Consider the following 13,236-nt stretch of genomic DNA (forward strand, 5'->3'; position numbering starts at 1 on the left):
ATGCTGATATGCTGATATGCTGATATGCTGATAGGCTGATAGGCTGATAGGCTGATAGGCTGATAGGCTGATAGGCTGATAGGCTGATAGGCTGATAGGCTGATAGGCTGAACCCTTTTTACGTGTTAGGGCGTATGTGCAAATAGGCTTATAGAGAAATTTGCAAAAAAAAGCCTAACTTTGTTTAAAAGCGATAACTATGAAATGGATACAACTAGAATCTGAAGGTCAATTGAAGGAGTTAGCATTGCTGTCAGAGCAAGCACCTGTATTGATATTTAAGCACAGTACTAAGTGTTATATAAGTAAAACGGTATTAAAGAATTTTGAGAATAGCTACCAAGAGCAAGAAATGGTGTTAACCTATTTTTTGGATCTTATTGCCTATAGAGCTATATCAAACAAAATAGCGGAAGTCTATAAAGTAGAACATCAGTCGCCTCAGTTGATTGCAATCTATAAAAACGAGGTAATTTATCACGCATCTCACAGTGATATTGATGCAGATACCGTGTTTAAAGCGGTTAATGCCAAACTGTAAAGCAGCTGGTTTTAAATAAAAAAGCTCCGAATTCGGAGCTTTTTTATTTAATAATTTTTATATACTGAGTGTATTGGCTAGTAGTTGACTAGAAACTTCTCCAAAACCAATGCGAACTTCGCCGTTTTGACAATACCCTTTCATGATTACGGTATCGTTGTCCTCTATAAAAGTACGCTGTGAACCGTCGGTCATGGCAATTGGATTTTGTCCAGCCCAAGTCAATTCTAACAACGAACCAAAACTCTCTGGAGTGGAACCGGAAATGGTTCCTGATCCCATTAAATCACCTGAATTAATACGACAACCGTTAATGGTGTGGTGTGCCAATTGTTGACTCATCGTCCAATATAAATATTTAAAATTTGAAACCGTAACCCGTGTTGCTTCGCTGTTTTCAGGTTTTATATATACTTCTAAATTAATATCAAAAGTGCGATTGTTGTCTTGTTGTAAATACGGAAATGGCTTTGGATCTTGTTTCGGACTGGTTGTTCTATAGGGTTCTAGCGCGTCCATAGTGACGATCCAAGGCGAAATTGAAGAGGCAAAGTTTTTGGCGAGAAACGGACCTAAAGGCACATATTCCCAGGTTTGTATATCTCGAGCGCTCCAATCGTTTAAAAGCACCATACCGAAAATGTACTCTTCTGCTTCTGCAATGGGAATATTTTCGCCCATAACATTGGCATCTGTAGTTATAAAAGCCGTTTCCAATTCAAAATCCACTCGTTTTGAGGGACCGAAAACCGGTTGTGACGCTCCTTTGGGTAAGGTTTGTCCTAAAGGTCTGCGTACTGGAACACCTGATGGTACTATGGTGGAACTTCTACCGTGATAACCTACAGGAATGTGAAGCCAGTTGGGCAATAATGCATTAGCAGGGTCTCTAAACATCATACCCACATTGGTAGCGTGTTCTTTACTGGAATAAAAATCGGTATAATCACCGATTAAAACCGGTAATTGCATTTCGATATCAGCTATGTTGAAAATGACAATATCGCGGTGTTTGGTATTGTCTCTAAGTGTGGTGTTGTTGGTGTCGAATATTTCGGACAAGCGATTGCGTACCGCTCTCCATGTTTTCTTTCCTGCCGAAATAAAATCGTTTAAGGTGTCTTGCATAAAAAGATCGTCTGTCAAATCGATTCCTTCAAAATACCCCAATTGGTGTAAAGCATTCATATCAATGGCAAACTTTCCAATTCGAGTACCAATAGTGATAACATCTTCTTTGGTTATAAAAACTCCAAAGGGAAGATTCTGAATGGGGAAGTCGCAATCTGGCGCAACTTCTAACCAAGACTTTCTCTTCGGGTCATTAGCAGTTATTATCATAGTTACAATTTTTAAATGATTTTGGTTTTATAAGTAGATCAAATATATAATTAAGCGTGTAATTAACAAACGTTTTTCGTATTTTTGAAATCATTTTAACGTAAACAAATAAAATGCAAAACGATACACAAATTTTTGAACTGATTCTTGAAGAACAAGACAGACAAATACACGGATTGGAATTAATTGCGTCGGAAAACTTTGTAAGTGAGCAAGTAATGGAAGCCGCTGGATCAGTATTGACCAACAAATACGCTGAGGGTTATCCCAATAAACGCTATTATGGAGGTTGCGAAGTTGTCGATGTGATTGAGCAGATCGCGATTGATAGGGCTAAAGCTTTGTTTGGAGCAGCATATGTAAACGTACAACCCCATTCAGGTTCACAGGCCAATACAGCAGTGTATTTTGCTTGTTTAAAACCCGGAGATAAAATATTGGGATTTGACCTTTCTCACGGAGGGCATTTAACCCACGGTTCATCGGTAAACTTTTCCGGTAGATTGTATCAGCCTGTATTTTATGGTGTTGATCAAGAAACAGGAGTTTTAAACTACGATAAAATTCAGGAGATAGCTACGAGAGAACAACCGAAAATGATTATTGCAGGTGCTTCAGCCTATTCTCGTGATATGGACTTTGAGCGTTTTAGAGTTATTGCAGACAGCGTAGGTGCTATTTTAATGGCAGACATCGCTCACCCGGCAGGATTGATTGCTAAGGGACTGATGAATGACCCAGTGCCTCATTGTCATATTATAACTACAACAACGCATAAAACACTTCGTGGACCTCGTGGAGGAATGATCATGATGGGGAAAGATTTTGAAAACCCATTCGGATTGAAAACACCAAAGGGCGAAGTGAGAATGATGTCGTCACTTTTAGATAGCGCTGTTTTTCCAGGAAATCAAGGAGGTCCTTTAATGCATATTATAGCTGCTAAAGCTGTAGCATTTGGAGAGGCGCTTTCTGATGAGTTTTTTGAATATATGTTACAAGTACAAAAAAATGCCAAAGCTATGGCAGCCGCATTTGTTGCTAAAGGATATGATATTATCTCTGGTGGTACAGACAACCACATGATGTTGATCGATTTGAGAAACAAAAACATCAGTGGTAAAGATGCAGAGCAAGCCTTGGTAAAAGCGGAAATCACTGTAAATAAAAACATGGTTCCATTTGACGATAAATCACCGTTTGTAACTTCTGGAATCCGTATCGGAACTCCTGCAGTAACTACAAGAGGATTGGTAGAAGCAGATATGGTAACCATAGTGGAATTGATTGACCGCGTTTTGACCAATCATACCGACGAGGATGTGATTGAAGCGGTTGCAGAAGAAGTAAATGATATGATGGGAGAACGCGCGATGTTCGTGTACTAAACCCCATTTAAAATAAGTAATATGAGCAGCTCCAGTATTGGAGCTGTTTTTTTTTGGCGTTTCCCTTCGGGTCAGGCCATTCGCTATATCTTTTGAATCGCTGCCGCTCATCAAAAGGATGCCGCTGCTGTCCTTAACGCAGAGGATAATAGCTATAAAAAAAGCGGTCAAAGACCGCTTTCATTTTTTATCTCAATTGGGCATCGAGTTCCGTTTCCAATTGTTTTTGTATTTTCCCCATGATCTTATCGATTTGTACATCGGTCAGGGTTTTGTTGACGTCTTGTAACTTGATTTTGATGGCATAAGACTTCTTGCCTTCGGGTAATTTATCGCCTTGATAGACGTCGAATAAACTCACTTCCTGGATCAAGTTCTTATCCACTTGTTTGACCAAGTTGTAGATGGCTTCAAACGATACGTTATTGCTGACTAATAAAGCTAAATCCCTACGTACCACTGGAAATTTAGTGATATCGTTAAATTTAATCTTTGTAGTAAGCATTTTTAAAACAGCATCCCATTTGAAATCGGCATAACACACTTCTTGTTTGATGTCAAAACTCTTTAAAAGTGCTTTTTTCAAAATACCCAATTCCACGATCAGTTCTGTACCGAGATAAAGTGAAATTCCTTCTGAAAACACATCATTTTCTACAGGTTGAGTATGGGAGTGATTGATTCCCAAACGCTCTAATAGACTGTTGATGTATCCTTTGAATTCAAAGAAGTCAGACGGTTTTTGAGTGGTATTCCAGTTTTCAGCAGCATTGTTTCCCGTATAGAAAAGGGCCAAATGTTTTGACTCTTCATATCCTGAAGGAAGTTTTAGGTAGCTTTTTCCAAATTCAAACAATTTTAAATCCGATTGTTTTCTGTTGATATTATATGATATGGTTTCCAATCCACCAAACAACAGCGTTTGTCTCATTACAGAGAGTTCGGTGCTCAAAGGATTAAGTATATCTACTTGATAGGCCGATTTTAAATCTGCCGTAAGTTCGGTATAAGCCGGTGTGGTCAAAGAATTGTTCATAATCTCGTGGAATCCTTGAGAAACCAATTGATTAGCGCAAATGTTTTGAACCTTGAAATCGTCTGTTTTAGAGGTGTTAGAAATCGTAGCGTTAAGCTTAGAAGGTATTTTGATGTTGTTGTATCCATATACCCTTAAAATTTCCTCTATAACGTCAATTTCGCGATGTACATCAACTCTATAGGCCGGAATCAGGATTCCCAGACCCAAGTCGTTCATGCTGTTGACTTTAATATCGAGAGAAACCAAAATTTTCTTGATGGTTTCTTTGGAGATTTCTTCGCCTAAAATTTTAGTGACATTATTGAAATTTAAGAATACAGAATGATCTTCTATTTTCTTTGGATAAAAATCGATAATATCCGAAGTGATTTCCCCTCCAGCTACTTCTTGGATTAGAAGGGCAGCGTGTTTTAAGGCATATTCGGTTATAGAAGGGTCAATTCCACGTTCGAAACGGAAAGAAGAATCGGTGTTTAGTCCGTGTCTTTTTGCTGCTTTACGAACGACAATCGGGTCGAAATAGGCACTTTCTAAAAAGATAGAAGTGGTATTTTCCGACACAGCCGATTTAAGTCCACCAAAAACGCCTGCCAAACACATCGGTCCGGTTTCGTCGCAAATCATTAAATCGTCTTCGTGTAAAATGCGTTCAACACCGTCTAAAGTCGTGAATTTTGTTCCTGCTTCAACGTTCTTTACCTTGATTTTTAAACCTTTTATTTTTGCAATGTCAAAAGCGTGTAGCGGCTGTCCCAAATCGTGTAAAACATAATTGGTAACGTCTACTATATTGTTTTTTGGAGTAATTCCAATTGATTTTAATCTGTTTTGCAACCATTCAGGAGAGGGTTTAACATCGATGTCTGAAATAGTTACCCCACAATAACGAGGTACTTTTTTAGCATTTTCGATGACTACATCCATTTTTAACGTACGTTTCTCCACCTTAAATTTACTTACAGATGGGGTAATGATTTCATTGTTATGGGTGTAGGCGGGATTTTGTAGCAAACCGGCTCTTAAATCACGTGCAACTCCCCAATGACTCATTGCATCGGAACGATTGGGTGTTAATCCAATTTCAAAAACATCATCGGTCACAATATTAAAAAGCGTAGCCGCTGTAGTTCCAGCTTCCCATTTATTATCTAATACCAAGATACCATCATGCCCTTGACCCAAGCCCAATTCTTCTTCAGAACAAATCATTCCAAAACTTTCCTCGCCGCGAATCTTGCCTTTCTTAATGGTAAAAGCATTGCCTTCACCATCGGTTAGTACCGTGCCAATAGTAGCTACAGGGACTTTCTGTCCTGCCGCCACATTCGGAGCACCACATACGATTTGTAACGGCGTATCCGTTCCGATATCTACTTTGGTAATTCGCAATTTGTCTGCATTCGGGTGGGCGTCACAAGATAAAACATGTCCAACTACTACACCTTGTAGGCCTCCTTTAAGACTTTCGTAACGGCTAAGTCCTTCAACTTCAAGACCTAAATCGGTTAGTATTTCGGAGGTTTCTTCTGGGGTAATGTCTAACTTAATGAACTGTTTTAACCAATTGTATGAAATATGCATTAGTTTCGATTTTATAAGTAGGCAAATATACGCAATGCCAATTTTTAAGTGAAATTATTTGAGATATTTAACGATAAAAAAATAAACCTAAATCGGGTTCGCAATTAACAGTTCTAAAAGAGAATGAACCTTCTATTGGGATATGTTTTGTCCTGTCTCGGATAGGCTGTTATCAATAGATGTACTAGTGTTAAATAAATTTGTTTAATGTTTCTGCAGTCGGAATCATGCATTGGTCTTTTTTGCCATACCAACGGTAGCGGTTTTTAGCTATATAATCATATCCGCGATTGAGTAGGGCATTAGGAAAGATATTGAGCAATGTCAAAAAACTGTATTTTCCACCTAAAAAACCCGCTATTTTTAAAGCTGCTTCGGCTTTAACATAATAGGCTTGGCCCGGCTCATACAGTATAATACTGTCGATAGTTCCAGCTTCCACGCCTATGTAATTTAATATTTCCACACCCTTTTCAGAATCCAATGGAGTAAATCGAAATTGGTCGTGTATATCTGCTTTGATAACTTTTTGTACCGTGTTGTCACACAGATTACAAACGCCATCAAAGAGTATTATTTTTTTGTTTTTGGGGAGGTCTAGCATCTTATTTGTTTTTCATTCGTTCTACCAATTCTAAAGAATCCAAATCAACTTTCGATACAAATATACCGTAATTTACAGTAGCTTTTTTCTTTTCGATTTGGTCTAGTGTTCCTACGGCTTTGCCGTCGATCATTCTTACGCGGTCGCCAACTTTTAAAGTAATTTTAGGCTGATTGGCTAATTCTTGTTTTACTTGTTCCTTTTTCTCTTTCTTTTCTACTCGAATTTTTTCCACCTTTTGTTCGACCTCTTTAATCAGCACTTCCTGCTGTTTTTCCTTGACCTTTTTTTCTTTGACCGGTATGGGCTTTCTCTTGGAGTTTTCTATTTCTACCACACGTAATAGTTCGCCAAAAAGCGTTTTTTTACTTTTGTTGTTGAAATATTTTTCCGATAAATCGTCCATTTTTTGACCGAGATAAATCAAACGCTGATTGGCGTCAAACAGCTCTTGATACCGTTCCAATTTATCTTGAATTTTAACATTAATATGTTCCATTTTTTTGCTTTCCTCACGTGCTTTAGTTTCTTCTTCCTTAAGGTTTTTTGACGTGGTTTCTAACTTGGAACGCTCTTTTTGGAGGTTGGCTATCGTTTTGTCAAAACGCACTTTGTCGCCCTCAATTTTTTTCTTTGCTCGATTGATTAAGCTGTAGGGAATGCCGTTCTTTTGAGCGACTTCAAAAGTAAAGGAACTTCCTGCCTGACCCACATGTAGCTTGTATAGCGGTTCTAAGGTTTTTTCGTCAAACAACATATTGGCATTTGTGGCAAACGGCAATTCGTTAGCCAATATCTTTAAATTGGTATAGTGGGTGGTAATGATTCCAAAAGCTTCGCGTTCATAAAACTCCTCTAAAAAAGTTTCGGCCAAGGCACCACCGAGTTCGGGATCGGAACCTGTTCCAAACTCATCGATTAAAAAGAGGGTTTTGTCGTTGCACTTCTTTAAAAAATAATTCATGTTTTTTAAACGATAACTATAGGTGCTCAAATGATTCTCTATCGATTGATTGTCGCCTATATCGGTTAGTATACGGTCAAAAATAAAGGTTTCGCTGCGTTCGTGTACCGGTATTAATAGACCGCACTGCAGCATCAATTGCAATAAACCTACCGTTTTTAAGGTAATACTCTTTCCTCCGGCGTTCGGACCAGAAATAACTATAATTCTACTGTTTTGTTCCAGCTCTATCGTTTGGGGATAGGTCGGCTTCTTTTTCTTTTTATTGTTAAGCAATAAAACCGGATGGTAAGCATCTCTGAAATACACCCGACGCTCTTCGGTAATATGCGGTTTAATTCCGTTTATTTTCTCTGCGTATTTGGCTTTTCCCGCAATCAAATCGATATGCGTTAAAAAGTCCTGATAATCGGAAATTAGGTATTGAAAAGGGCGGATAACATTGGTTAGGCGTTTTAAAATACGCATAACCTCTTCGCGTTCTTCAAATTCTAGATTGTTCAATTCACGTGAATATCGCAAGGTTGCTTCCGGTTCTATATAGACAATACTTCCGGTTTTGGATTGTCCCAATACACTTCCCTTAACTTTTTTACGGTACATCGCAATTACGGCCAATACGCGTTTGTTGTCAACCACAGATTCGCGAATATCATCCAAATAGCCCGCACTGTTACTGCTGCTTAAGGCGGCAACAAAACTCTGATTAATTTTACCGCGGATACCGTTGATTTGCTTGCGTATTTCTTGCAAATTTAGCGAAGCATTGTCTTTGACTTCTCCATATTTATCTAATACAGCATCAATTTCTTTTGAAATCTGTTTGTTGATTTCTAAGTCAGTAGTTTGTGCTTGTAAAGTAGGATAGTATTCCTGAAATTTATTTAAAAAAGCGAGCAGGGTTAACGTCGTTTCAACCAAAGTTGCGATTTTTTTAAAACTGCTTACATCGAGGTAACTGTCTTCAATGGCTAAAAACTTTAGTTCATAATGGATTTCGTCAAAATAATGATTGGGAATCACATTATTATTCGTGAAAGAGGACAAATATTCAGAGGTTTGCAAAAGACCTTCGATGGTTTGTTCCGAAGTTTTGAACGGAACAACCTCTAGGGCTTTTTCTTTTCCCATTATCGTTACGCAAAGTTCGGATATGGTTTGGAGTACTGTCTGGAATTCTAAATCTTGAAGCGTTTTCGTTTGTATGGATGTCATAGAATAGTTCTCGTAATAAAGAACAAAATTACCACTATTTTGCGAGTTATCAAGGGCTATTTCTATACTCAATGGCATAAGAAAGAGAAAATAATAGTGAAAATTTCTATATTTGTTGCAAATCAAAGAACGACTAACTTTAAGTGCGATTCTTTCGATTCCAAATCGATACAGCCGTGAAGTAGTAGCGGTATAGTACCTTAATTATAAAACGATCGAGTAGCGATGACATTGGAAAGCCCTATTACATGGAAAGATTTTTTTGACCAACAGCAACAACAGAATTATTACCAATCACTGTTGCAATTCGTGGCGGATGAATACGGTTTAAAGCGCTGTTTTCCACCTGAACAACAAATCTTTGCTGCTTTTGATGCCGTAGCCCCAGAAGAGGTCAAAGTAGTATTATTGGGACAGGATCCATATCACGGATTCGGTCAAGCAAACGGTTTGTGTTTTTCGGTTAACGATGGGGTGCGTTTTCCTCCTTCTTTGGTAAATATTTTTAAAGAATTAGAAAGTGATTTAGGCGAGCCCTTGCCGATATCCGGCAATTTGGAACGTTGGGCCAATCAAGGTGTTTTGATGTTAAATGCAACCTTAACGGTAGAAGAAAGCAAGGCAGGGAGTCATCAAAAACGGGGTTGGGAAACATTTACTGATGCGGTAATTGAATATATATCAGAGCATTGTACGGGAGTGGTCTTTTTGTTGTGGGGTAATTATGCCATTCAAAAAGGGAGGAAAATAGACAGAGATAAGCATTTTGTACTCACTGCAGGTCATCCTTCGCCATTGAGTGCTAATAGAGGGTATTGGTTTGGGAACAAGCATTTTAGTCAAACGAACGAACTGTTAAAAAAATCGGGTAGAGCAGCGGTGGAATGGTAAGTTTTTTTATAAATCAAATAATATACATAGAACTGACTATATTTAAAACGCAAAAAGGAGTTCCGATAGGAACTCCTTTTTGCGTTTTTATACGAGTAAAATTTATTTTGCCAATAACTCAGCAACTTTAGCTTCTAATTCTTCGCCTCTTAAATCTCTCGCTACGATAACTCCGTTTTCATCTAAGATAAACGTGGCAGGAATTGCTTTTACAGAATAATCTGCAGCAATAGGATCTTGCCAGAATTGAAGATTAGATACTTGAGCCCAAGTTAATCCGTCTTTTGCGATTGCTTCTTTCCATTTGTCTCCGTCTTTGTCTAAAGATACTCCGATAATGTTAAGACCTTTTTCGTGAAATTTGTTGTACAATTTAACCACATTAGGGTTTTCCACTCTACACGGACCACACCATGAAGCCCAGAAATCAACAATAGTTACTTTTCCTAAACTTTCTTTTAAGCTAACCATTTTACCTTCAGGGTTTGGAGCAGAAAAATCAGGAGCTTTTTTCCCAACGCTTACTTTTCCAACCTTAGCCAACAATTCAGCCAATTCTTTACCTTGTTTAGATTCTTTTATTTCTTTAGGCATTTTGTCGAATAACGCTTGAGATTTTGCTGGCTCTATACTGCTTCCTTGAGTCATTTGATTCAAAATCAAAATAGAGATAAACGCATCTGGAGTTTTTTCAACAAATGATAATGTATAGTTTTTTAATTCATTAGTATATTTTTCATTGATACCATAAAGTGAATCCAATACTTTTTCGTTATTGCTTTGTTGAGCTTCCATAATCAACATTTGATTTTGTTGTTGGAATTCAACTACTTTTTTCTGTAAAACACCAGCTTCTTTGTTGAAAGTTACAAAGTAATCGTTGTTTTTTGTACCGGTAACTTTAGAATTCTCTAAATCATCTTTATTGAAATCTACTTTGATATCTCCGTTTTCAAGAATAAATGGAAGGCCTAAATTTCCTTCTTTTCCAAAAGCGATATAAGAAATTTCAGTCTCACCTGCTTTTCCTTTAATTTCAAATTTTCCGTTTTTTACTTCTGTTGAATCAACAGATACTACGTCCAATTCGGTTTGTTTTTTTAAGTAAACTTTTGTTCCATCTTCGATGCCTTTTACATTACCACTAATAGTGAAACTATCCGTTGGTGTGTTGTTACATGAAGCCATAAGTGCTAGGGCACCGACTAGAGAAAAGATTTTTTTCATTTGTGTTGATTAATTTATTCTTAATTAGGTTGATTTAATTGATTTTCAATGTATTAGTTGTTTTTTGTGTTCGTAAAAACAAATGAATACGCCAATACAAATATACCGAAAAATCTAGAACCCTAATTAATAAATTGTTAATTTATGATCCAATTCTTTGGTAAATTAAAATGGAGCTGTTTTATTACGGTTTTATGGAGATAAAAAAAATCAAAATCATAGACCACCCCGCAACTAAGAATAATCCTCCTATGGGTGTTATTGGGCCTAAAATCTTGATTTTGCTTTTCATTGCACTACTGATAGTGAGTCCGTATATACTGAATGAAAAGAGTAATGTGCCTATGATAAAAAATCGAACGGCATTGATTAAGTAGTCGTTTGGGGGTAAACTCGATAGGCCTATAGCTAAAAGGGCTAGGGCGTGATACATTTGGTATCTAACACCGGTTTCAAAATTGGCGAGTTGTTCTTTATTAAAGCGTTTCTTTAAAAAATGGGCGCCAAAGGCACCAAATATAACGGCAGTTCCGCCAAAGATACTTCCAAATAGTAGGGCTGTTTCGTTCATGTATATATTTTAGTTTAAAGTTAAGGCTCCGAGTATTTCTTCAGACATAAAGGGACCACCGGGATATCGAGCGGTATAATCTAGGTTAAGCCATATTTGCCCGCGTTCGTCAATGTGATAATGGATTTCTTTACCGCGACTCTCTTCTTTAAAAAGAACCTCTTTTATCAGGTAATTGATGTTTTCTAAGTCGGCTTTAGTTCCTATTAACATCTCGGGATACAGGTGTTCTTTGGTATGTATTATTCTGGGTGTACCACCGATCGCCTGTATTAAAGCAGACATCAAGATAGCGTGGTCGTCGCAATCACCAGAAAAGTGTTGTAACGATTCCGATGCTGTAGCGATATATTCTCTGCCTTTAGGGTCATTTACATAATTCCATCGGTTGCGAATCTCTTTAAAAATAGCAAAACACTGTATGATTTGACGGTATTCACTGTGTCCTTTTATATTGGTAAAGTGTTTGGTAGTGGCTAGTAAGGCAAAATTTCGAACCTTGGGGTTGTTGTATTCAACGGCATTGATGATTTTCGATTTGTTGGGAAACGGCAATAATTTAGAAATAATAACGTCTTGGGGGTTTGGACTATCAGACATGGAATAAATCATGGCGCGATAATCGTCATAAACCGCGGTAAAGCCATAGCCTTGAAATAAGGTGCCCCAAACTAAAAATGCGATATAAATAAAAACGCAAACAAATAGAAAAGTTTTGAGTAAACGCAACAGCAATTGAAATAGCAATACCAGAGCGATAAATAACAATATTCTATCGATATGGTAGGGCCAGTCTGGATCTATAATGTTCTGGTGAATAATTATAAATACAGGTATGATTACTAGTACGTTAAGTACGAGTATAATAATAGAGTCCCAAGGCTTAGGTATGGTAAGCTTAGAAATGATTTTCTTATATTGGGATTCTTTAATTTCGCTCATCGACTCGCGCTTATGACTTTACGGCTTGGTGGTAGTTAATAGTTTTATCAATCAAATTTAAGGACAAAAGCTCTTGTTGAACAGCATCAAAGGCGGCCTGGTCTAGTGGTTTCTGCGACCATTTTGTCAGCTCAAGCCACTGTTGTATATCTGTTGTCTTTTGGTTGAATTTGGAAGCTAAGGTACGGTCTATACTCGGTATTTGCTTAAATTCTTCTGTAGTAATGTTGATGATTTCCAGTATTTGTTCTATTACAGCGCGATTTTTTTCTAGGTATTCATTGCGGCAAACAATAACGAATGAGGGCCACGGTGTTGGACATGATCCAATCCGTCTAAAAATTCCTTGATCGACTAAGGGTTGTGTCATAAAGCGCTCCCACATAAAATAGTCTGCGGTTCCTTCGGATAATGCTGTAACAGCACCATCGATGGTGTTGACAATTTGCAAAGGGACTTCAGAATTCCAATTTTGCTGTTTGGCATTTACTAACGCCATCAGATGGGAGCCTGAACCCAGTCTGCTAATTGCGGCAGTTTTGCCTTTTAAATCGGCTAGGTCTTTATAAGGAGAAGCATGAGCTACATGTATTCCCCATAGCAACGGTGAACTTACGTATTCTTGTACAATGGTGGAGGGGTTGCCTGAGGCGATATCTTTTAAAATACCTTCGGTTAGAATCACGGCAAGATCAGTGGTGTCTTCTCGTAGCATCTGGCACATTTTTCCTGTGCCCTCGGGTACATCAGTCCAGGTTAAATTTAAATCGACAGCGTCAAAATCACCACTGTCAATGGCCAAATGCCAAGGCAGATTAAAGTGTTCCGGTACTCCTGCAATCCTCACTGTTTTCATCTCTGATATTTTAACTGCTAAGATAGGAATTGCAAGCGTTATTTGTAATAATTTTTGGTTAAAACGCAAAAAAAAT

11 protein-coding genes are annotated in these 13,236 nt (G+C 37.8%); 3 read left to right on the forward strand and 8 right to left on the reverse strand.

From position 1 onward, the window contains the following. The first annotated feature begins 199 nt into the window (after nt 1–199). The gene (gene ytxJ / locus KO524_RS10905) at nt 200–541 is read left to right on the forward strand and encodes a bacillithiol system redox-active protein YtxJ (RefSeq protein WP_219293966.1); all 342 of its coding nucleotides are present in this window, start codon (nt 200–202) and stop codon (nt 539–541) included. 57 nt (nt 542–598) lie between these two features. Here ytxJ and fahA read toward each other — a convergent pair whose 3' ends face one another. Next, the gene (fahA, locus tag KO524_RS10910; RefSeq protein ID WP_219293968.1) at nt 599–1,882 is read right to left on the reverse strand and encodes a fumarylacetoacetase; all 1,284 of its coding nucleotides are present in this window, start codon (nt 1,880–1,882) and stop codon (nt 599–601) included. Nucleotides 1,883–1,995: 113 nt separating this feature from the next. On the opposite strand from fahA, the gene glyA reads away from it, so the two are divergent. Then, a complete protein-coding gene (gene glyA / locus KO524_RS10915; protein ID WP_219293970.1) occupies nt 1,996–3,270 on the forward strand; it encodes a serine hydroxymethyltransferase in 1,275 nt (424 codons plus the stop codon). Between the two features lie 187 nt (nt 3,271–3,457). Here the strand turns inward: glyA and pheT are convergent, their stop codons facing one another. The 3 genes from pheT to KO524_RS10930 all read right to left on the reverse strand — a co-directional run bounded on the left by pheT (nt 3,458) and on the right by KO524_RS10930 (nt 8,673). After that, nucleotides 3,458–5,890: a phenylalanine--tRNA ligase subunit beta gene (pheT, locus tag KO524_RS10920; protein WP_219293972.1), complete on the reverse strand. Its 2,433-nt coding sequence runs from the start codon at nt 5,888–5,890 to the stop codon at nt 3,458–3,460. 190 nt (nt 5,891–6,080) lie between these two features. Beyond that, nucleotides 6,081–6,494 (reverse strand): thiol-disulfide oxidoreductase DCC family protein, encoded by a 414-nt coding sequence (locus tag KO524_RS10925; RefSeq protein ID WP_219293974.1) that lies wholly within the window; start codon nt 6,492–6,494, stop codon nt 6,081–6,083. Between the two features lies 1 nt (nt 6,495). After that, nucleotides 6,496–8,673, reverse strand: a complete 2,178-nt coding sequence (locus KO524_RS10930) for a DNA mismatch repair protein MutS (RefSeq protein ID WP_219293976.1) — start codon at nt 8,671–8,673, stop codon at nt 6,496–6,498. A 225-nt stretch (nt 8,674–8,898) separates the two neighbouring features. On the opposite strand from KO524_RS10930, the gene ung reads away from it, so the two are divergent. Beyond that, on the forward strand, nt 8,899–9,564 hold the full coding sequence (gene ung, locus KO524_RS10935; protein WP_219293978.1) for a uracil-DNA glycosylase: 666 nt from the start codon (nt 8,899–8,901) through the stop codon (nt 9,562–9,564). Nucleotides 9,565–9,666: 102 nt separating this feature from the next. On the opposite strand, the gene KO524_RS10940 is transcribed toward ung, so the two are convergent. From KO524_RS10940 to KO524_RS10955, 4 genes are all read right to left on the reverse strand, one after another. Further along, nucleotides 9,667–10,791 carry a TlpA disulfide reductase family protein gene (locus KO524_RS10940; RefSeq protein ID WP_219293980.1) on the reverse strand — a complete coding sequence of 375 codons (1,125 nt, stop codon included), beginning with the start codon at nt 10,789–10,791 and terminating at the stop codon, nt 9,667–9,669. A gap of 184 nt (nt 10,792–10,975) precedes the next feature. Continuing rightward, nucleotides 10,976–11,362, reverse strand: coding sequence for a DUF423 domain-containing protein (locus tag KO524_RS10945; RefSeq protein WP_219293982.1), 387 nt, complete (start codon nt 11,360–11,362; stop codon nt 10,976–10,978). A 9-nt stretch (nt 11,363–11,371) separates the two neighbouring features. Further along, a complete protein-coding gene (locus KO524_RS10950; protein WP_219293984.1) occupies nt 11,372–12,304 on the reverse strand; it encodes a transglutaminase domain-containing protein in 933 nt (310 codons plus the stop codon). A gap of 10 nt (nt 12,305–12,314) precedes the next feature. Continuing rightward, entirely contained in the window at nt 12,315–13,160 is an 846-nt protein-coding gene (locus KO524_RS10955; protein ID WP_219293987.1) for a substrate-binding domain-containing protein, read from the reverse strand. Between the last annotated feature and the right edge of the window lie 76 nt (nt 13,161–13,236).

Origin of the sequence: Flavobacterium sp. NKUCC04_CG, assembly GCF_019345525.1 — a bacterium.
Classification (GTDB): Bacteria; Bacteroidota; Bacteroidia; order Flavobacteriales; family Flavobacteriaceae; genus Flavobacterium.